14 protein-coding genes are annotated in these 20,749 nt (G+C 72.9%); 6 read left to right on the forward strand and 8 right to left on the reverse strand.

The features are described 5' to 3' along the window. Positions 1 to 94: 94 nt before the first annotated feature. The 3 genes from BBK14_RS22980 to BBK14_RS22990 all read left to right on the forward strand — a co-directional run bounded on the left by BBK14_RS22980 (position 95) and on the right by BBK14_RS22990 (position 6,154). Complete coding sequence (locus tag BBK14_RS22980; RefSeq protein ID WP_071065359.1) at positions 95 to 3,154, forward strand: glycine--tRNA ligase; 3,060 nt, start codon at positions 95 to 97, stop codon at positions 3,152 to 3,154. A gap of 71 nt (positions 3,155 to 3,225) precedes the next feature. Further along, a complete protein-coding gene (locus BBK14_RS22985) occupies positions 3,226 to 3,912 on the forward strand; it encodes a YdcF family protein (protein WP_071065341.1) in 687 nt (228 codons plus the stop codon). Between the two features lie 358 nt (positions 3,913 to 4,270). Next, the gene (locus tag BBK14_RS22990) at positions 4,271 to 6,154 is read left to right on the forward strand and encodes a transketolase (protein ID WP_071065342.1); all 1,884 of its coding nucleotides are present in this window, start codon (positions 4,271 to 4,273) and stop codon (positions 6,152 to 6,154) included. Positions 6,155 to 6,229: 75 nt separating this feature from the next. Here the strand turns inward: BBK14_RS22990 and BBK14_RS22995 are convergent, their stop codons facing one another. The 8 genes from BBK14_RS22995 to BBK14_RS39075 form a co-directional block, all read right to left on the reverse strand. Further along, positions 6,230 to 7,429 (reverse strand): ABC transporter ATP-binding protein, encoded by a 1,200-nt coding sequence (locus tag BBK14_RS22995; RefSeq protein WP_071065343.1) that lies wholly within the window; start codon positions 7,427 to 7,429, stop codon positions 6,230 to 6,232. Then, a complete protein-coding gene (locus BBK14_RS41390; protein WP_275078508.1) occupies positions 7,426 to 8,997 on the reverse strand; it encodes an ABC transporter permease in 1,572 nt (523 codons plus the stop codon). Before BBK14_RS41390 ends, BBK14_RS22995 begins: the two co-directional genes overlap by 4 nt. 5 nt (positions 8,998 to 9,002) lie before the next feature. Continuing rightward, positions 9,003 to 10,124, reverse strand: a complete 1,122-nt coding sequence (locus BBK14_RS23005; RefSeq protein WP_241831771.1) for an iron ABC transporter substrate-binding protein — start codon at positions 10,122 to 10,124, stop codon at positions 9,003 to 9,005. Between the two features lie 204 nt (positions 10,125 to 10,328). After that, positions 10,329 to 11,345, reverse strand: coding sequence for a M48 family metalloprotease (locus tag BBK14_RS23010; protein WP_071065344.1), 1,017 nt, complete (start codon positions 11,343 to 11,345; stop codon positions 10,329 to 10,331). Continuing rightward, on the reverse strand, positions 11,338 to 11,835 hold the full coding sequence (locus BBK14_RS23015; protein ID WP_241831772.1) for a BlaI/MecI/CopY family transcriptional regulator: 498 nt from the start codon (positions 11,833 to 11,835) through the stop codon (positions 11,338 to 11,340). The genes BBK14_RS23010 and BBK14_RS23015 overlap by 8 nt, the downstream gene beginning before the upstream one ends. A 40-nt stretch (positions 11,836 to 11,875) precedes the next feature. Next, on the reverse strand, positions 11,876 to 14,680 hold the full coding sequence (locus tag BBK14_RS23020; RefSeq protein WP_071065345.1) for a non-ribosomal peptide synthetase: 2,805 nt from the start codon (positions 14,678 to 14,680) through the stop codon (positions 11,876 to 11,878). 311 nt (positions 14,681 to 14,991) lie between these two features. After that, positions 14,992 to 15,531: a PH domain-containing protein gene (locus BBK14_RS23025; RefSeq protein WP_020459727.1), complete on the reverse strand. Its 540-nt coding sequence runs from the start codon at positions 15,529 to 15,531 to the stop codon at positions 14,992 to 14,994. Positions 15,532 to 15,571: 40 nt separating this feature from the next. Then, positions 15,572 to 15,727 carry a hypothetical protein gene (locus tag BBK14_RS39075; RefSeq protein WP_198541402.1) on the reverse strand — a complete coding sequence of 52 codons (156 nt, stop codon included), beginning with the start codon at positions 15,725 to 15,727 and terminating at the stop codon, positions 15,572 to 15,574. A gap of 71 nt (positions 15,728 to 15,798) precedes the next feature. Here BBK14_RS39075 and BBK14_RS23030 point away from each other — a divergent pair, with 71 nt between their 5' ends. From BBK14_RS23030 to BBK14_RS23040, 3 genes are all read left to right on the forward strand, one after another. Next, on the forward strand, positions 15,799 to 17,100 hold the full coding sequence (locus tag BBK14_RS23030) for a deoxyguanosinetriphosphate triphosphohydrolase (RefSeq protein WP_083391186.1): 1,302 nt from the start codon (positions 15,799 to 15,801) through the stop codon (positions 17,098 to 17,100). A 500-nt stretch (positions 17,101 to 17,600) separates the two neighbouring features. Continuing rightward, entirely contained in the window at positions 17,601 to 19,475 is a 1,875-nt protein-coding gene (gene dnaG, locus BBK14_RS23035; protein ID WP_071065346.1) for a DNA primase, read from the forward strand. Between the two features lie 40 nt (positions 19,476 to 19,515). After that, positions 19,516 to 20,694 carry an RNA polymerase sigma factor gene (locus BBK14_RS23040; RefSeq protein ID WP_071065347.1) on the forward strand — a complete coding sequence of 393 codons (1,179 nt, stop codon included), beginning with the start codon at positions 19,516 to 19,518 and terminating at the stop codon, positions 20,692 to 20,694. The last annotated feature ends 55 nt before the right edge of the window (positions 20,695 to 20,749 follow it).

Below are 20,749 nucleotides of genomic sequence, written 5' to 3' on the forward strand. Positions count from 1 at the left end.
CGCGGGCTACGGGTAGCGGCGCCGCCACCCGGTAGCCTCGGCTGTGAGTGGCCGAGACCGAGTCGCCGAAACCGAGCTGCCGAGGCTGAACCCGATGCTGACCATGCAGGACGCCCTGCTGACGTTGACCCGCTACTGGACCGAGCGCGGCTGCATGATCGTGCAGCCGTTCAACACCGAGGTCGGCGCCGGTACGCACAACCCGGCGACCATCCTGCGGGTGCTCGGCGGCGAGCCGTGGCGGGTGGCCTACGTCGAGCCCTCGGTGCGCCCGGACGACTCCCGCTACGGCTTCAACCCGAACCGGCTGCAGACCCACACCCAGTTCCAGGTCGTCCTCAAGCCCGACCCGGGCAACCCGCAGGAGCTCTACCTGGGCAGCCTGCAGGCCCTGGGCATCGACACCGCGGCGCACGACGTCCGCTTCGTGGAGGACAACTGGGCCTCGCCGGCGCTCGGCGCCTGGGGGCTGGGCTGGGAGGTGTGGCTGGACGGGCAGGAGATCACCCAGTTCACCTACTTCCAGCAGGCCGGCGGCCAGAGCCTGGACCCGGTGAGCGTCGAGATCACCTACGGGATCGAGCGGATCCTGATGGTGCTGCAGGAGGTCCGGCACTTCACCGAGATCGCCTACGCGCCGGGGGTCTCCTACGGCGAGGTGTTCGGCCAGGCCGAGTACGAGATGTCGCGGTACTACCTCGACGAGGCCGACATCGACACGGTGCGCCGCATGTACGCCGACTGCGCCGCAGAGGCGCGCCGCCTCATCGACGCCCGGCTGCCGGTGCCCGCGCACATTTACGTGCTGAAGTGCTCGCACGCGTTCAACATCCTGGACTCGCGCGGCGCGGTCTCCACCACCGAGCGGGCCACCTCCTTCGCCCAGATGCGCGGCATGTCGCGCGAGGTCGCCCAGCTCTGGCGGGACAGGCGCGACGAGCTCGGCGACCCGCTGGGGGAGGCGCCGCGCCTGGCCCCGGCCGTCGCCCGGCCGGTCGACCCGGCCGCCGTGCCGGCGGGGCCGGCCACCCTGCTGTTCGAGATCGGCACCGAGGAACTGCCCGCCGCCGAGGTGACCCGCCAGACGGCCGCCGTCCGCGCGGCCCTCGTCGAGCGGCTCGCGGCGACCCGGCTCACCTACGGCGAGCTGCGGGTGCAGGGCACCCCGCGGCGCATCGTCGCGATCGTCGACGACGTCGCGCCGCGTGAGCCCGACGTCGAGCGGGTCGTGCGCGGCCCGCGCCGCTCCGCCGCCTACGACGACCAGGGCGCGCCGACGAAGGCCGCGACGGGTTTCGTGCGCGGGCAGGGCGGCGACGTGGCGGACCTGACGGTCGTCGAGCACCGCGGGGTGGAGCACGTCGCCCTGGTGCGCACCGACACCGGCCGTCCCGCGACGGAGGTGCTCGCCGAGGTCCTCGGCGCCGTCCTGGGCGGGCTGCGCGCCGAGCGGAACATGCGCTGGAACGACCCGGAGCTGTCCTTCAGCCGTCCGGTGCGCTGGGTGGTGGCGCTGCTGGGCGGGGCGGTGGTCCCGGTCGCGGTGTCGACGCTGGCCGCGGGCTCCACCACCCGCGGGCACCGGCGTGCCGGGTCCCCGCCGATCGAGGTGACCGGCGCCGTCGGCTACCCGGAGCTGCTCGCCGAGAACTCCGTCCTGCTCGACCCGGCCGCGCGCCGCGAACTGATCGTCGACGAGGCCGCGAAGCTGGCGGCCGAGCACGCGGGCACGATCGACCTCGACACCGAGGCCGACGTCCTCGACGAGGTGACCAACCTGGTCGAGTTCCCGCGTCCGGTGCTCGGCTCCTTCGAGCCGCGTTACCTCGACCTGCCTGCCGAGATCCTCACCACCGTCATGCACAAGCACCAGCGCTACCTGGCGGTGCGGGACACGGCCGGGGCGCTGCTGCCCTGCTTCGTCACGGTCGCGGACGGCGCGGTGGACGTGCCGCTGGTCCGCGCGGGCAACGAGGCGGTGGTGCGGGCCCGGTTCGAGGACRCGGCGTTCTTCTTCGACGCCGACCTCAAGGTCCCGCTGGAGACGTTCCGCGCGGGGCTGGCGAAGCTGACCTTCGAGCAGCGGCTCGGGTCGGTGGCCGACCGCGCGGAGCGCATCGCGCGGCTGGCCGGCCTGTTCGCGGACCGGCTCGCCACCTCCGACGCGGGCGCGCTGTCCTCGGCGGAGCGGCGGACGTTGGACCGCGCCGGCGAGCTGGCCAAGTTCGACCTCGCCACCCAGATGGTGATCGAGCTGTCCAGCCTGGCCGGGACGATGGCCCGCGAGTACGCCCGCCGCGCCGGCGAGCCGGAGGCGGTCGCCGTCGCGCTCCACGAGATGGAGCTGCCGCGCCGGGCCGGCGGGACGCTGCCGGCCACGGTCCCCGGCGCGCTGCTCGCCCTGGCCGACCGGATCGACCTGCTTGCCGGGCTGTTCGCGCTCGACGCGGCGCCCACCGGCAGCTCCGACCCGTTCGGTCTGCGCCGCGCCGCGCTGGGCGTCACCGCGATCCTGGCCGAGCGGCCGGAGCTGGCCGGGATCACCGTGGCCGACATGCTGGCCGAGGCCGCGAAGCTCGTCCCGGTGCCGGTTCCGGAGGCGGCCCTGGAGCAGGCCGACGCGTTCGTGCGCGGCCGGTTCGCCCAGTACCTGCTCGACACCGGCGTCGACCACCGGCTGGTCGGCGCGCTGCGCCCGCTGACCGGCCGGCCCGGCCAGGCGATGGTGACCCTGCAGGCACTGCGCCCGCTGGTGGAGACCGCGTCGTTCGCGCGGCTGGCCGCCGCGCTGGGGCGGGTCCGCCGGATCGTCCCGGCCGACGTCGCGCCGGGCATCGAGATCAGCGCCCTCGTCGACCCCGCCGACCACCGCCTCGCTCAGGCCGTCACCGAGCTGTCCCGCCAGCTGGCGGCGCGCACCGCCGGCCGCCTGCCCGGGCTCGACGACTTCGTGGCCGCCGCCGGGCAGCTCCCGGACGCGGTCGACGGCTTCTTCGACGCGGTGCTGGTGATGGCCGACGATCCCGCGCTGCGCGCGGCCCGGCTCGGGCTGCTGGCGGAGATCCGCGACGTCGCCGCCGAGGTGCTGGACTGGGACGCGCTCGGCCCRCTGCCGGCCGCGCCGGGCGGCGCCGACGGCCCCACCGGCACCTGAGTACGCGTTGCGGAGCACCCAGGTGYGCCCGGGAGGTTTGGGCTGGTCCCGGACGGCTAACGTGACATCGCGTGGACCTGTCCCTCCGGCGGCTTGTGCCCCGTCCGCCCTCGGCGTCCTGGTTCAGGGTGCCCTGGTGGCGCTGGGCGGCCCGAATCGTCGCGATCATCGTCGGGATCGTGCTGCTCGGGTCCGTGATGACCTTCGGGCAGGTGTGGTGGGTCGGGCGCGGTGACGACCGGCGGGCCTCCGACGCGCTGATCGTCCTGGGCGCCTCGCAGTACGACGGCCGGCCGTCCGCCATCCTGGCCGCCCGGCTCGACCACGCCCTCGAGCTCTACCGGTCCGGCGTCGCGCCACGGGTCATCACGGTGGGCGGCAACCAGCCGGGGGACCGCTTCACCGAGGCCGAGGCCGCCGGGTCCTACCTGCGTGACCACGGCGTCCCGTCCAGCGCCGTGCTGGTGGTGCCCCAGGGCGTCGACACACTGTCGTCGCTGACCGCTGTGGCCGGGCTGATGGACAGCCGGCAGTGGCGGTCCGCGGTGGTGGTGACCGACCGCTGGCACAGCCTGCGCTCCCGGGCGATCGCCGACGACCTCGGCGTCGACGCGGTGACGTCGCCGGCGACGGCGGGCCCGGCCAACCGCGGGTTCGGCACCCAGATGCGGTACATCCTGCGCGAGGGGATCGGGTACCGCTTCTATCAGCTGTTCCATCGGGCCTCGCCGTCCGCGGCCCACACACCCGCCGTCTGACCCGCCCGGGGATCCCCGGGCGGGTGCCCCACCGGGGGGCGGCGGGACGCGCCCGCCGCGTGATGATCACCACGGTGTGGTGTCGGCCCAGGACGGGTGGACGTCGCGGACCACGCCCAGTAGTCCCTGCGTCCCGGCCGATCGCCAGGTGGCGGCGGGGCCGTGCGGGCCGGGTGACGAGCGGGAAGGTGTGACGAAGGCGCGATTGCGCCAGGCGTGGCGGGCCGTAGGTGCTGGTACGGTTCGGATCGCGGAGTGACAGGGTACTTCGGCAGGCGACGGAACGCTCGGGCCGGCCGGCCCTTGACACATCCGTGCAACCGATCTGCGCAGCACAATCCTGACTAAGGAGGCTGGTGTGGCAACTCCCGTGTCCGAAGTGGTCGGTGTCGCCGACCTGGAGACGGTTCGGGAACTCGCACAGCAGCTGCGGGTCGACTCGGTGCGCAGCAGCACCTCGGCCGGATCCGGTCACCCGACCTCCTCCATGTCCGCCGCGGACGTCATGGCGGTGCTGCTGACGCGCCACCTGCGCTACGACTGGGACACCCCGGACGACCCGGCGAACGACCACCTGATCTTCTCCAAGGGGCACGCGTCGCCCCTGATCTACTCGATGTTCAAGGCGGTCGGCGTCGTCACCGACGACGAGCTCATGACCGGTTACCGCCGGTTCGGGCACCGCCTGCAGGGCCACCCGACCCCGGTCCTGCCCTGGGTCGACGTGGCGACCGGATCGCTCGGCCAGGGCCTGCCCGACGCCGTCGGGGTCGCGCTGGCCGGCAAGTTCCTGGACAAGGTTCCGTACCGGGTCTGGGTGGTCTGCGGCGACAGCGAGATGGCCGAGGGCTCGATGTGGGAGGCGCTGGACAAGGCCGCCTACTACGGCCTGTCCAACCTGATCGCGATCGTGGACGTCAACCGTCTCGGCCAGCGCGGTCCCACCGAGTTCGGCTGGGACATGGACGCCTACGCCCGCCGGGTCGAGGCGTTCGGCGCCCGCGCGGTCGTGATCGACGGCCACGACCTGGGCGCGATCGACGCCGCGCTCGCCGACGCCGAGGACGCCTCCCGGCCCACGGTGATCCTGGCCCGCACCCGCAAGGGCGAGGGCTTCTCCGAGGTCGCCGACGCCGACGGCTGGCACGGCAAGCCGCTGCCCGAGGACATGGCCGCCCGGGCGATCGCGGAGCTGGGCGGCGAGCGGAACCTGCGCGTGCGCGGCCCGGTTCCCCCGGCGGACATGGCGCGCCCGGCCCCGGCACAGAAGCCGGCGATCAAGCTCCCCACCTACGAGCTGGGCGCCAAGGTCGCGACCAGGCGGGCCTACGGCCAGGCGCTGGCCGCGGTCGGCGCGCACACCGACGTCGTCGCCCTCGACGCCGAGGTGAGCAACTCGACCTACGCCGAGGACTTCGCCAAGGCGCACCCCGAGCGGTTCTTCGAGATCTTCATCGCCGAGCAGCAGCTCGTCGCGGCCGCGGTCGGCCTGTCGGTGCGCGGGTACGTCCCGTTCGCCTCCACGTTCGCCGCGTTCTTCTCCCGCGCCTACGACTTCATCCGGATGGCGGCCATCTCGCAGGTCGACATCCGCCTGGCCGGATCGCACGCCGGGGTGGAGATCGGTGCGGACGGCCCGTCCCAGATGGCGCTCGAGGATCTCGCGATGATGCGGGCCGTGGGCGGCTCGACGGTGCTCTACCCGAGCGACGCGACCTCCGCGGCCAAGCTGATCGAGGCGATGGTCGGGATCTCCGGTGTCAGCTACATGCGGACGACCCGCGGTGCCTACCCGGTGCTCTACGGCCCGGACGAGACGTTCGCGCCGGGCGGTTCCAAGGTGCTGCGCAGCTCCGACGCCGACACCGTGACGCTGATCGGCGCCGGGGTCACCCTGCACCACTGCCTGGCCGCGGCCGACGTGCTCGCGGCCGAGGGAGTCTCGGCACGGGTGATCGACCTGTACTCGGTCAAGCCGGTGGACACCGCGACCCTGGCGGAGGCGGCGCGGGCGACCGGTGGCCGCCTCGTCGTCGCGGAGGACCACTACGCCGAGGGCGGCCTCGGCGGCGCGGTGCTCGAGGGCCTCGCGGGCGTCCTGCGCGACGGCAGCGTCTCGCTGCGGCTGGCGCATCTTGCCGTCGGTGAGCTTCCCGGTTCCGGTACCCCGGACGAGCTGCTGGACTTCGCCGGCATCTCCACGCCGCACATCGTCGAGGCGGCGCGCGGCCTGCTGCGCTGAGACCACCTCCCGCGCCGGCTCGTCCGGCGCGGGATCCGCGGCCGCCCGTCCCCCTGGCCGGGCGGCCGCGGATCGTCACCGCGAGGGGTCGTACCAGACCTTCGCGGCGTTCCGGAGCCGGGCGATCACCTGGTCTCCGATCTCGAGGGCGGGCCGGTCGCCGGCCACCCGGGCCCGGGCACGCAGCTCCGTGCCGCTGACGGTGGTGCCGCTGCCTGCCCCCGGGCCGGGGACGTTGGCCGCGAGGGCGGCGTCCTCGTCCCGCACGGCGAGGGTGACCAGCACCTCGTGGCCGTGGTAGTCCCGCGCGACGACGCGGGCGAGGCGGCCCGACTCCTGTCCGCCGCCCGTGCCGGGCGGTGTCATCCGGCAGTGAGCGTCCGCGGGCACGAGTTCGATCTGCTCGGGCCGGACGAGCACTGTCACCGGCACCGGCCCAGGAGCGGGGTCGGTGAGGTCGACGTCCGTCCCGGTGACGGGCACCGTGCCCAGGGGTGTGCGGACCTCGCCGTCGCCGAGCCAGCCCCGGACCAGCGCGGCCTCGCCCACGAAGCCCGCCACCCACGGGTCGGCCGGCATCGAGTAGACCCGGTGCGGCGCGTCGACCTGGACGATCCGCCCCGCCCGCTGCACCGCCACCAGGTCGGCCATGCTGAGCGCCTCGTCCTGATCGTGGGTCACCAGGATGGCGGTGGTGCCGTCGGCGAGCAGCGCCTCCCGGACCTCGCGGCGCAGCGTCGCCCGCAGACCCGCGTCCAACGCCGTGAACGGTTCGTCCAGCAGGATCAGCGCCGGCCGGGGGGCGAGGGCGCGGGCGATCGCGACCCGCTGCTGCTGCCCGCCGGAGAGCTGGTGCGGCATGCGGTGGCCGTAGCCCTCGAGCCCCACCAGCGCCAGCACCTCGGCGACCCGTCCGGACCGGCGGGTGGCGTGGTCCAGGCCGTATCCCACGTTCCGCGCCACGTCGAGGTGCGGGAACAGGGCTCCCTCCTGGGGCACGACGGCGGCGCGCCGGTGGTGTGGCGGCTCGTGGACGCCGGGTCCGGCGACGGTCCGGCCCCGCACGCTGATCTCGCCCGCGTCGAGGCGTTCGAAGCCGGCGACGGCCCTCAGCAGCGTCGTCTTCCCGCAGCCGGACGGGCCGAGTACCGCGAGCAGCGAGCCCGCCGGCACGACGAGATCGAGGCCGTCGAGTGCGCGGACCGATCCGAAGCTGCGCACCGCGCCCCGCACCAGCAGCGCGGGCGGGTCCCCGCCCGTCCCCGCGCGGCTCACCGGGACACCTGTGCGCCGGACTCGGCCAGTACTCCGGTGCGGCGGGCGAGCAGCCATGCCGGACCGGCGGAGACCACCAGCAGCAACGCCGCGTACGGGGTCGCCGCGGCGTAGGCGGCGACGCTTGCCTGCGTCCACAGCTCGGTGGCCAGGGTGTCCATGCCGGTGGGCCGCAGGAGCAGCGTCGCCGGCAGCTCCTTGACGCAGGCGATGAACACCAGGGCGGCGCCCGACGCCACCCCGGGGATCATCAGGGGCAGCGTCACCGTCCGTAGGACGCCAAGCGGGCGTCTGCCCAGCGAGGAGGCGACCTCCTCGAGGACCGCCGGGGCCTGCGCGGCCGCCGCGGCGATCCCCGCGACGGCGAGCGGCATGAACAGGGCCGCATAGCCGAGGGCGAGCAGCCACGTGCTCTGGTACAGCGGGTAGGCGACGTTGATCCCGAAGAAGACCAGGGAGAGGCCGATCACGACGCCGGGCAGCGCGTGCGAGAGGTAGGTCAGCCGTTCGAGCAGGGCCGCCAGCCGCCCGGGTGAGCGGACCGCGAGGAGACCGACCGGCAGCGCGAGAACGGTGGTCAGCGCGGCGCCCGTGCCGGCCAGCCACAGCGTCGCCCCCGTCGCGCGGGCGACCTCACCGAGCGTGCCCGGCTCCGACACGCCGGCCGCCAGGCGCCGGGCGAGATTCACCGCCGGCAGACCCAGCGAGAGTGCGCAGAGCCCGGCCATCGCGGCGGCGACCGGGAGCCGGGCCCGGCCCAGGCGCAGCCGCGGGTGCGGCCGCCGGGCCCCCGACCCGAGCCGGGTGTAGCGGGCGTGCCTCGTGCGCGTCACGCTCTCCGCCGACAGGACGACCACGGTCAGCAGGACGAGGGCCGTGGAGAGCAGCACGGCGCCGGTCCGGTCGAAGCCGAGGTCGAACGTCACGAACACCGCGCGGGTGAACGTGTCGGTCCGCAGGATGGACACGGCCCCGAAGTCGGAGAGCACATACAGTGCCACCAGCAGCGCGCCGGCGCCGATCGCCGGGCGGATCTGCCCGAGTGTCACCGCGACACCGGTGCGCAGCGGTCCGCGTCCGAGCGACGCCGACACCTCCTCCTGCGCCGGGTCCGCCCCGACCAGCGCCGCGGTCACCGGCAGGAACACATACGGGTAACAGCAGAGTGTCAGCACGAGCGCCGCCGGCCAGAAACCCTCCATCCCCCGGAACGTCGACACCCAGGTGAAGGCGGCGATGTAGGTCGGCACCGCGAGCGGGAGCGCCGCCAGGACGGCGAACGCCCGCCTGGCGGGGAGGTCCGTGCGCGTGACGGCGAAGCCCGAGCCGACCCCGAGTACCACGCAGGCGGCGGTGACCACCGCGGCCAGTGCCAGGCTGCGTGCGGTCAGCTCCGCGACGCGTGTGGTCAGCACCGTCTCGGCCCACCCCGCCCAGCCCGGCGTGAGCGCCCGGACCAGCAGGTAGCAGAGCGGTATGGCGGTGACCGCCGCGGCGCCGAGGGCCGCCAGCGACAGCAGCGGACGACGGGGCGGCGACAACCGGGACAGCGGGAGGGCCCGCGACACGGCGCTCAGGGTGTCAACCCCGACGCCTGGATGAGGGCGATCGTGCCCTCGAGACCATCGAGGTCGTTGAGGTCGACGTCCGGCGTGGTCAGCTCGGCCAGCGCGGGCAGCCCGGACGGGCCGGCCACCCCGTCGACCACGGGGTACTCGAAGGTCTGCTCGGCGAAGTACGTCTGGGCGTCCGGGCCGAGCAGGTAGTCGACGAACGCCTGCGCCTCGGGGTCGTCGGCGGCGGTGGTGAGGACCCCGACCCCGGCGACGTTGACCAGCGCGCCGATGTCACCGCCGGGGAAGAAGTGCAGCCGGGCGTCGAGCCTGTCCGGCGCGACGCCGCGCTCGGCCGCCAGCTCGCCCACGTAGTAGTGGTTGATCAGGCCGACGTCGAGCGTGCCGGCGTCGACCTCCTCGAGAACCGCGAGGTTGCTGTCGCGGATCTGTGGCTCGTTGTCCGCGAGCCCGGCGAGGAACTCGCGGGTGCGCTCCTCGCCGTCCACAACGGTCATCGCGGTGACGAAAGCCTGGAACGAGGCGTTGGTCGGCACCACGCCGACCCGCCCGCTCCACCGGGGCTCGGTGAGCTCGAACACCGACGCCGGCAGGTCCGTCTCGGCCACCGCGTCCGCGTTGTAGACGAGGACCCGGGATCGCGCGGTCACCCCCACCCATTCGCCGCCCGCGGATCGGAAGCCCGCCGGCACCGCGTCCAGGCTTGCCGCGGGCAGCCGCGTGAACAGGCCCTCCTTGGCCACCGCGCCGAGCGCGCCGGCATCCTGGGCGAGGAAGACGTCGGCTGGTGACCGGTCGCCCTCCTCCAGGAGCTGGGCCGCCATCTGCGCGGTGTTGCCGTACCGGGCCTCGACGTCGATGCCGGTGTCGGCGGTGAACCGCTCGAGCAGCGGCGCGATCAGATCCTCGTTCCGGCCGCTGTACAGGGTGAGGGAGCCCTCGGCCGCGGAGCCGCCGTCGTCGCCGCAGGCGGTGAGGACGGTGAGGGCGGTGACGAGCGCCGCCAGTGCGAACCCGGACTGCGCTCTGCGGCGTGCGTGGCGTGCGTGGCGTGCGCGCCGCCGCGGGTGCCGGTGGGCGTGCGGCGCGTCGTCGGGGGTGCTCGCGCGGACATCAGGCACGGCGGAAGTCCCTCTCTGTGAGACGTGCTGGCAGCGCGACCGGGCCCGGCGCAACTTCTACGATGTTTGTAGAACTTAGCGGAGCCTTACCTTAAACCTGATGACTGTGGCGCGGTTCACATATGCCACGCAAAGGCTCGCCTGGGCCCCGCTGACCAGCGCGTTCACGGGCGGCAACCGGCCGCGGCCCGGGGTGGGTGAGGGTCAGCAGTCCCTGTTCGTGAAGGCGAACGGGAGGGGAAGGTCGACCAGCGCCTCGATCGCCAGACCGCAGGACGCGGCGGCAAGCGCCGCCGGGAGCACGGACAGCGCAATCCGGTTGAGCCGGTTCCCGGGCGGCGGCACCAGCAGCGCGGCCACGCGGCGCGGGACCGGGCCGGACCCGGACGGCAGCCGTCGTCGTCGGGCGCTGACCGGTGCCCCGTACCGGCCGCCGACGACTCGGCGGCGGCGGCCGGGATCGCGGCGGAAACTGCCGATGTGCAGGGTGGTCGTGCCGCACACGGCGTGGGGTGAGGTCGTCAGCAACGCGGCTGTGCTGATCGCGCGGGCCACGACGCGGCGGTCCCGGACCACCCGGGCGGCGTCCTCGTCCGCCCAGCGTTCGACGGCGTACTCGAGGGTCGGCGCGACCGCGCGCAGGCCCGGATGCGCGGCGGCGGCGAGCCGCGCGGCGAAGCTGAAACGGTGATGGCGGGCTGCCAGGTGGGCGCGTTCGTGCGCGATGACGATCTCTCGTTGCTCGGCGGTGAGCGCCGACATCATGCCGCTGGTCACGACGATCCGACCCGGTGATCCGGGTAGGGCGAACGCGTCCACCCGGTCGTCGGGCACCACGACGACCTCGGCGGCACCGGGCAGCGCCGCGGCCTGCGCGCGTGCCGACCGAAGCCCGAGCCGTTGCCGGCGTACCGTCGCCCCGACCGCGCCGACCTGCGCGCAGAACGCGACGAGCGACGCCCAGGACAGCCACCGGGGAGTGACGGCGGTCCGCCAGGCGTCGGTCACCGGCCCGGTGCCGACCACCAGGGCCCAGAGCTCGACCGCGGCCGGAGCCGCGAGCGCCGCGAGACTGATCATGCTGGCCGCGGCGACCAGCACCGCCGCGACGGTGCAGGCGACGACCGCCGTCCGCGGCCACAGCAGATCCACCAGCGCGCGGATGACCAGCATTGTCAGCAGGGGGGCGACGAGCACCGACCCGAGGAGATGATCACTCATCGGACTCGGTGATCAGGGATCGCAGCAACGCCTCGTCGCCGGGGGAGAGGGCGGCGAGGAAGTGAGCCAGGGCCACCCGGTGATCGGCCTGGTCGTCCAGCAGCCGTGTCATCCGCCGGGCGGCGGCGGCGGCCGGGTCGCCCGCGGCGTAGCGGTACGCACGGCCGTCGCGGTGTCGCGTGACCAGGCCTTTGGCGTGCAACCTGGTCAGGATCGTGACAACGGTGCTGTAGGAGAGCGGGATCGACCCGGGAAGCCGCGCGCGTACCTGGGCGGGCGACAGCGCGCCGCCGGACTGGGCCAGGATGTCGACGATCTCCGTTTCGAGGGAACCCCGTGCCCGGCGACCCGTCGCGGACCGACCCGTCGAGTCGACCCGCTCGGCGTCCGCGCCGGCGGGCCCGCCGTTCTCGGTGTTCTCGGTGTTCTCGGCCGAGGCACCGTCGGGGCCGCGCCGCTCGCCGGACGGCATCGCCTCGTCGGGGCTCATAGGCCCACCTTACGAGTGGGTCGGCACGGTCCGGGCGGTCTCAGCCGGGTCGGTTCAGGCGGCCGAACGCGTGGGTCAGCGGCTGCCCGAGCAGGATGGGCCCCGCCAGCGACCCGACCGAGGCGGCCCGCAACGGCGGGGCCACAGCCCACCGCCGGCCCCGCGCCGTCCGCTCGCCCACCCGGACCGCGCCCCGCCAGAGCGCGGCCGCGAGGTGCTCCGCCCGCGGTCGGCTCAGCCGCGCCCGTTCGGCAGCGGCCGCCGTGCCTGTCCCGATCGCCAGGCAGAGCAGGAGCACCGGCAGCGGCCCCAGCGAGGGAAGCGCGATCTCGTACACCGCGTAGTGCGTGAGATAGGTGTACAGGGACGCGCCCGCGATCCCCCCGGCGAGCGCGACGACAGCCCCGGGAAGCGGCACCCGTGGGACGAACATGAGCGCGGCCAGGCCCACCAGCACCACCGTCTCCCGTGTCGGATTGCCGAAATAGCCCGGTACCGTCGCGGCCGCGATCCCCAGCACCGTGAGACGCCCGGCGGTGCCCGTCGCCCGGCAGGCGAGCCAGCCGAGCATGAAGAACCACGCCGCGCCATGCGTGACGTAGAACGCGCTGGGGAAGGTCCCGACGCCGTCCGTCGGGATGTTGACCAGCAGCGCGAGCCCCAGCAGCACGAGGGCGAAGACGAATCCGTTCCGTTGTTCCCAGCGCCGGACCGAGGGGATCGCGAACAGCGCGGCCAGCAGGACCAGCACCTGGACGAGGACCTCGACGAACCAGTACCCGGGCACCCCGCGGCGCAGGTAGTTGTCGATCAGTGCCACGTTGGACAGGCCCACGTCCGAGGCCCTGGCCGCCCGCCAGGCCAGCCAKAGCATGGACGGGACCGCGATGCGCCCGGCGGCGCGCAGGATCCGGCGGCTCGTCGCCGCCCCCCGCCCGGTGCCGCCGGGGCCGCCGGGCGTCAGGCAGAACCGCGCGAAACTCCACCCGGCGACGACGAGGAGGAGATGCGCCCCGCCGAGCAGATGGAACAGCCCGACATGGTTGGCGACGATGAGCACCACGGCCACCGCCCGCAGCACGACGTTGACCTCGACGGTCCGGATGAGACCGGTTCCGGTTCCGGTCGTGCGGGCCGGGAGGGTGCCGCCGCCGTCCCGGCCGCGTGCGCGCCGCCGTCCGGGTCGTCGCGTGTACCCGTCGCGCTGGGCGGCGAGGCGTTCGAGTTCGGCCACGGGCATCGTGGGCCAGGCGGTCGGGAGATGACCGAGCACGCGCTCGATCTCCAACGACATCCGCACATAGGTCAGGGAGTCGCCGCAGAGCCCGACGAAGGTGGCGTCATCCGGTACGTCGGCGTGGCCCAGGATCCGGGCGAACCGCGCGCGAACGACCGACGTCGCCGCGGGAGACAGGGCTGCAGGCGGGCCGGACGGGTGCGCGCCGGACGTCTCGGCCCCGGAGGGGTGCGCGTCGGCCCATGCGCGGACGGCCGGATAGTCGATCTTGCCGTTGGGTCGGCGGGGGATCGCCTCGACGGCCAGTACCCGGACATGGGCCGGTGGCAGGCGCAGCCGGGTGGCCAGGACGGCGGCCGCCTGATCGGTCCCGGGTGCCGTCACCAACACGGTCAGCTGTTCGTCCGTTCCGACGCACGCCGCGCTCAGGCCGCGCTCGGCGAGGATGCGCTCGGTGCGGTCGAGGTCTATGCGCAGACCGAACAGCTTGACGAAGCGCGAGGCCCGTCCGACGATCTCGTACAGCCCGTCCGGTGCGCGGCGCGCGATGTCACCGGTCGTCAGAGCCTCCACCGTGCGGCCCGCCGCGAGGTCCGCCGCGTTCTCGGCGTATCCCATCATCACGTTCGGTCCCCGGTAGACCAGCTCGCCCTGCGAGGGCTGGTCGGGGTCGGGGACGATCTCGAACGATCCGCCGGGGATCGGTCGTCCGATCGACTCCGGGCGGGTCATGGCGAGGTCCGGCGGCAGGTACGCCATCCTCGCGGTCGCCTCGGTCTGGCCGTACATCGCGAAGAACCGCCAGCCGCGGCACCGGCCGAGCCGTGCGAGTTCACGGATCCGCTGTGGCGCCAGGGCACCGCCGGCCTGGGTGACATACCGCAGGAGCGGCAGATCCATGTCCTCGAAGCCGATCCGCCGCAGCAGGTCGAACGTGTACGGCACCCCGTGCAGGCTGGTCGCGCCCCACTCGCGGAACATCGTCCAGAACCGCTCGGCGGTGACCGAGCCCTCGGGGAGCAGCAGCCCGGCGCCGCGCGCGAGGTTGCTGTTCACGACCGAAAGGCCATAGCAGTAGTGGATCGGCAGCTGGACCGGTGCGCGGTCGCTGTCCCGGATATCCAGGTACGACGCGATCGCCTCGGCGTTCGCCTGGACGCCGTCGGCCGAGAGCCGGACGAGTTTCGCGGATCCGGTCGAGCCCGAGGTCGACAGCAGCAGGGCAAGGTCGGGGTGCAGGTCCCGGGTCGGCCCGGTGTGGTGCTCGCGCATCCGCCAGCCCTCCGGCGCGCGCGCCAGGACGACGTCCGGGCGGTACACCGCGGTGAGTTCCCGAGCCTGCTCGTCGTCGGGGCCGACGAGCAGCACGGGATGCCCGGCGGCGAGCGCGGCGAGGTAGACCACGAGCGGCTCGGGGTCGTCAGACAGCTCGGCGGCCCCCAGGATCATCACCAGCCGCCGCGTCGGGCCCAACCTCGTGACGGCCTGGTCCACCCGGTCCGCGAGCTGGCGGTAGGTGAGCGTTGATCCGTCGGCACCGACGGTGGCGAGCCGGTCACCGAAGACGCGTAGTCCGCGCGCGAACGGGACGCCAACGCTGGCACGCATCTCTGGCAGGCCCCGACCCTCGCACAAAGCGGACGACGACACCGGGTGGATGACGGCGGACTGGAGATGGGCCCGTGTCAGGGCCAGTCCCCATACATGCCCATGTCATCCACCCAGGTGGAAGGCGCTTAGCTTAAGCTCACCTTTCCCTGGAACGCCAGAACCGGGTCCTTCGTTCGGCAGGCAGGGTGAACGGCGCGATGTCGGCGAGGCGGCAGGTCGGCGAGGCGGCAGTGTGACGGGAGACGCCGGCGGGTATGGGCAGCCGCGTGGTGAGGGTGGGACGTCCCCTCGGGGTGAGTCGAGGGGGATCAGTCGTCGCCGGCCGGGGACGGACCGCCACCGAAGGTCATGTCGACCAGGGTGAGGTAGAGGCGGTCCGGCCGCGGCAAAAAATTGATCTTCGAGAGGGCCTGGTCCTGCCCCGCGGACTCGACCACGAACTCGCCGTAGCCGAGGAGCCGCCCGAGCGGGTCCCGGTTGTAGGTGAGATCCGTGATCTTCGACAGCGGCATCGTCTGAACCTTCCGGAAGACGATGCCGGACACCTTCAGCAACCGCTTGTCGGTGATCATCAGGTGGTCGAAGTGCCAGTCCGCGATCTTCCAGAGCATCCGGAGGATCATGAACAGGGCGAAGTACCACAGCACAGTGGTGATCGGCCCGGTGTCGATGCCCTGCGCCGCGAAGAGGATGTTCACGACGAGCGCGAGCATGACGGCACCCAGCGTCTGCAGAAGGACCGGCAGCATGATGGCCCAGTGCAGCCGAACCATCATCACCAGGCGTTCCTGGGAGGCCAGGTACTTGGTGTCCCGCAGCGCAGGGTCGGGAAGCTGGAGTCTCACCACGGACGAAGTGTCGCAGACATCAGGCCCCGCCGGGACCGCATCACAGGGCCGTGTCTGTCACGAACTCCGACACTCCGTTCCCGATGTCCTCGAGCCAGCCGAACACCCGGTCGATGATGCTCGCGGCGCTGTCCGGTGCGGTGACGACGAAGAAGAGAAGGAATGCGATCGCACCGTACTTGACGATCTTGTCCACGGCGGGCCTCCGGGCCGAGTTGGGGGAACGGGGTGCGCCCAAAGTATCGTCGTTGCGATCGACGTAGGTACGTGAATCGCGCCGATACGCTCGGCTACGTGGTCAGTGAGTGGTATGACGCTGCCGACCTGGCACGACAGGTCACAGAGCAGGACAAGGCTACACCGGGCGAACGCACCCCGTTCGAGCGGGATCGTGCCCGGGTGCTCCATTCGAGCGCCTTGCGGCGACTTGCCGGAAAAACCCAGGTCGTGGGCCCGCTCGACGACGACTTCCCGCGCACCCGGCTGACCCACTCGCTCGAGACGGCGCAGATCGGGCGCGGTCTGGCCCGCTCGCTGGGCGCCGATCCCGACCTGGTGGACGCCGCCTGCCTCGCCCACGACATCGGGCATCCCCCGTTCGGTCACAACGGAGAGGTGGCGCTCGACCAGGCGGCGCACGCCTGCGGCGGGTTCGAGGGCAACGCCCAGAGCCTGCGCGAGCTGACCCGGCTCGAGGTGAAGATCGTCGCGCCCGCCGGGGAGACCGGTGGCGGCGCGGCCGGCGGCGGCGCGGGGCTGAACCTGACCCGGGCGACCCTGGACGCCGCCGTGAAGTACCCGTGGCTGCGCCGCGCCGGCACGCCGAAGTTCGGGGCCTACGCCGACGACGCCGGCATCCTCTCCTGGGTGCGCCGCGACGCCCCCGGCGCGCGGCGCAGCTTCGAGGCCCAGCTCATGGACTGGGCGGACGACGTGGCCTACTCCGTGCACGACCTGGAGGACGGCGTCGTCGCCGGGCACATCGACCTCGCCGCGCTGCGTGACCCCGAGCTGCGTGCCGAGCTGGCCGCCCGGACGGCGGCCTGGTACCCGGACGTCGACGCGCCCGCCGCGGCGGCCGGGCTCGACCGGCTGCGCGCCCAGCCGTGGTGGATCCGGGAGGAGGTCGGGTCCGTCGCCGGCCTGGCCGCGCTGCGCGCGATGACCAGCGAACTCGTCGCCCGGTTCTCGATGGCCGCGGTGCGGGCGACCCGCGAGTGGCACGGAGATGAGCCGCTGCGCCGCTACCGGGCCGACCTGGTCGTGCCGGTGGAGACGCTCGCCGAGTGCGCGGCGCTCAAGGGCGTCACCGCGTGGTACGTGATGGGCCGGCCCGGCGCCGCCGAGCGGCGGGCCCGGCAGCGCGAGCTGATCGCCGAGCTGGTCGACCTGCTCGCGGCCAGCGCACCGGCGTCGCTGGACGCGCCGCTGGCCGACTCCTACCGGCACGCGGCCGACGACGCGGCCCGGCTGCGGGTGGTCATCGACCAGGTCGCCCGGCTCACCGACGCCAGCGCCGGGCGCCGGCACGCGGCACTGACGGGCCGCCCGCTGCCGAGGGCGCTGTGACCAGCGAAAAACGACGTACGCTGTGATCGCTGCCGACAGCGTTTGGGATGGGATGTGACCGTGGCGCGATGCTGGAGTGATCCGGGTGGTCCGTCGGGCGCGTCCGTTGTGGTTCGTGGCGCATCATGGTTCGGCCGGAGCGCGCCGCTCGGTGTGGTCGAGTGTGCGCGTGCGGTGACGTCGCCGTGGCGGTCCGTGGGGTCGTCGATCGGTCGCCCACGGAGTTCCTGCCGGCAAGATCGGCACTGTCGGCCGGATGACAAGTACCATCACGCTAAAGGACCGTTGACACCGGCGTCATCGGTGGCACCGTCCGGCCGGCGGCATAGTAGCCCCGGCGGTCGGCCGTACCACCGGCAGCGTCGTATCAGGTGACCGGACACAAGTAACCCGCGACGCGCAACCCCCGACCGGGGCGCGCCGTCTATCCAGTGACTCGGACCAGTGACCTCGGAGCCCGCCGCTGGTGGGTCCGCCGGACGTGAGCAGGGAGGGTATCGGTGGCCGGACGCATCCGCGACGCTGACATCGCTCTCGTACGGGAGCGCTCACCCATCGCGGACGTCATCGGTGACCACGTGCAGCTCCGTCCGGTCGGCGGTGGCAGCCTGGTCGGCCTGTGCCCGTTCCACGACGAGAAGTCACCGTCGTTCAACGTGCGGCCCTCGGTCGGGTTCTTCCACTGCTTTGGCTGCAACGAGGGCGGGGACGTCTACGCCTTCATCCGCAAGATCGACGGGTTGACCTTCCCGGAGGCCGTCGAGCGGCTCGCCCGGCGGGCCGGCATCACGCTGACCTACGAGGGCGGGGGCACCACCAGCCGCGCGGTGACGAGCCAGCGTCAGCGGCTGCTGGACGCCCACCGGCTGGCCGCCGAGTTCTACGTCGAACAGCTCCACTCCTCCCCGGACGCCCGGGCCGGCTGGGAATTCCTGGCCTCGCGCGGCTTCGACCGGGCGGCGGCGGAACAGTTCGGTCTCGGCTACGCGCCGTCGTCCTGGGACGCGCTGACCAGGCACCTGCTCGCCCGCCGGTTCACCGCCGAGGAGCTGGAGCTGGGCGGGCTGGCGAAGCGGGGCGGCCGCGGCGGCCTCATCGACCGGTTCCACCACCGCCTGCTGTGGCCGATCCGCGACCTCGGCGGCGAGGTCGTCGGTTTCGGCGGCCGGCGCCTCGCCGAGGGCCCCGATGCCGGTCCCAAGTACCTCAACACCGCCGAGACGCCGCTGTTCAAGAAGGCGAAGCTCCTCTACGGCGCCGACCTGGCCCGCCGCGAGATCGCGCGCCGCTACCAGGTTGTCGTCGTCGAGGGCTACACCGACGTCATGGCGTGCCACCTGGCCGGGGTGCCGACGGCGGTCGCGAGCTGCGGAACCTCCTTCGGCGCCGACCACGTCGCGATCGTCCGCCGGCTGCTGATGGACTCCGACGCCCGCACCGGCGAGGTCATCTTCACCTTCGACGGAGACAAGGCGGGCCAGGCCGCCGCCCTGCGGGCCTTCGAGTACGAGGACCGCTTCGTCACCCAGACCTTCGTCGCGGTGCAGCCGGACGGCCTCGACCCCTGCGACCTGTGGACGCAGCACGGTGACGCGGCCGTGCGCGACCTGGTGGCCAGTCGCCAGCCGCTGTTCGAGTTCGCCATCCGCGGCGTGATCGACCGCTACGACCTCAACACCACCGAGGGCCGCATCGCCGCGCTGGACGCGGCAGCCCCGCTGGTGAACCGGCTCAAGGACGCCGGCATGCGGCACCGGTACGCGGTGAACCTCGACCGCTGGCTCGGCTTCCTCGACGAGCGGTTCGTGGTCGAGCGGGTGGGGCAGCACCGGCCGCAGGCCGGGGCGGCCGAGGGCGTCGGCGCGCGCCGGCGGCTGGACCCGGCGCCGGACGATGCGACCGCCATCGTCGAACGGGAGACCCTCAAGCTCGCCCTGCAACATCCGGGGCTGGCCGGACCGATGTTCGACACGCTGTCCACAGAGCTGTTCACTGTTCCCGCGCACCGTGCCGTCCGGGAGGCGATCGCCGTGGCGGGCGGGGTGTGCGCGGGTCTGTACGCGGCCGGTGACCCGTCCGGCTGGGTTGCGGCGGTGGTGGACGCGACGCCGGACGAGGAGCTCCGGCGGTTCGTCCTCGCGCTCGCTGTCGAGGGGGTGCTGTGCGACCACGATGTGGACGACCGCTACGTCGACGATCAGATGTCGCGTGTGCAGGAACTGCATGTGACCCGTCGGATCCGGGAACTCAAGTCGCGGGTGCAGCGACTGAACCCGGCATCCGACACGGAGGCCTACAACCGTGCGTTCGGTGAGCTGATTGCCTTGGAAGAGCGCAGTCGCCAACTCCGGGAGCGGGGCGTAGGTGCCGCGTAACCTGGGTCGATCCCGAGAAGGAAGTGACGAGATTCCGCCCATGAGTCCTACCGTCCTACCCCGCGAGGCCCAGGTGGACGAGGTCAAGGACCTCATCACCCGTGGCAAGGAGATCGGTTTCCTCACCACCGAGGACGTCACGGTCGCGATCCAGGCGGCCGAGCTGCCCCCCGAGCAGGCCGAGACCGTCCTGCAGGTGCTCAACGACGAGGGCATCGAGGTCCTCGAGGCCGGGGGGGAGAACGCCGACGAGGCGGATCTGCTGGCCCGTCGCCGCCGCGAGGAGGAGGAGCTCGCGCTCAAGGCGCCGACCTCCGACCCGGTGCGGATGTACCTCAAGGAGATCGGCAAGGTACCGCTGCTCACCGCGGAGGAGGAGGTCGACCTCGCCAAGCGGATCGAGGCGGGCCTGTTCGCCTCCGAGAAGCTCGCGGTGGCGACGAAGAAGACCTCCCCGCAGATGCGGCGGGATCTCGAGGCCATCGAGCGGGACGGTCAGATCGCCAAGCGGAAGCTCGTCGAGGCGAACCTGCGGCTCGTCGTCTCGATCGCCAAGCGCTACGTGGGGCGCGGGATGCTCTTCCTGGACCTCATTCAGGAGGGCAACCTCGGCCTCATCCGCGCGGTCGAGAAGTTCGACTACACCAAGGGCTACAAGTTCTCCACCTACGCCACCTGGTGGATCCGGCAGGCCATCACCCGCGCCATCGCGGACCAGGCCCGGACGATCCGCATCCCGGTGCACATGGTCGAGACGATCAACAAGCTGATCCGCATCCAGCGCCAGCTCCTGCAGGACCTCGGCCGGGAGCCGAGCCCGGAGGAGATCGCCAAGGAGATGGACCTCACGCCCGACAAGGTGCGGGAGAYCCTCAAGGTGTCGCAGGAGCCGGTCTCCCTGGAGACGCCGATCGGTGAGGAGGAGGACTCCCACCTCGGCGACTTCATCGAGGACTGCGACGCGGTCGTCCCGGTGGACGCCGCCAGCTTCATCCTCCTGCAGGAGCAGCTCGACTCCGTGCTGCACACGCTGTCCGACCGCGAGAAGAAGGTGATCCAGCTGCGCTTCGGCCTCACCGACGGCCATCCGMGCACGCTGGAGGAGGTCGGCCGCGAGTTCGGGGTCACCCGGGAGCGTATCCGGCAGATCGAGTCGAAGACGCTGTCGAAGCTGCGCCACCCGTCCCGATCCCAGAAGCTGCGCGACTACCTGGAGTAGTCGTACTCGGCGAGTAGTTGGACTCGCTGTAGTGGTTCGTTGACTAAGTGTGTCC

It is taken from the genome of Parafrankia soli, from assembly GCF_001854695.1.
In the GTDB taxonomy this organism is placed as follows: Bacteria; Actinomycetota; Actinomycetes; order Frankiales; family Frankiaceae; genus Parafrankia; species Parafrankia soli.

What these genes read in the sequence shown, in the direction of transcription:
- BBK14_RS23010 (WP_071065344.1), bottom strand. Translation starts at nt 11,345, where the DNA reads ATGAGTGATCATCTCCTCGGGTCGGTGCTCGTCGCCCCCCTGCTGACA.
- BBK14_RS23015 (WP_241831772.1), bottom strand. Translation starts at nt 11,835, where the DNA reads ATGAGCCCCGACGAGGCGATGCCGTCCGGCGAGCGGCGCGGCCCCGAC.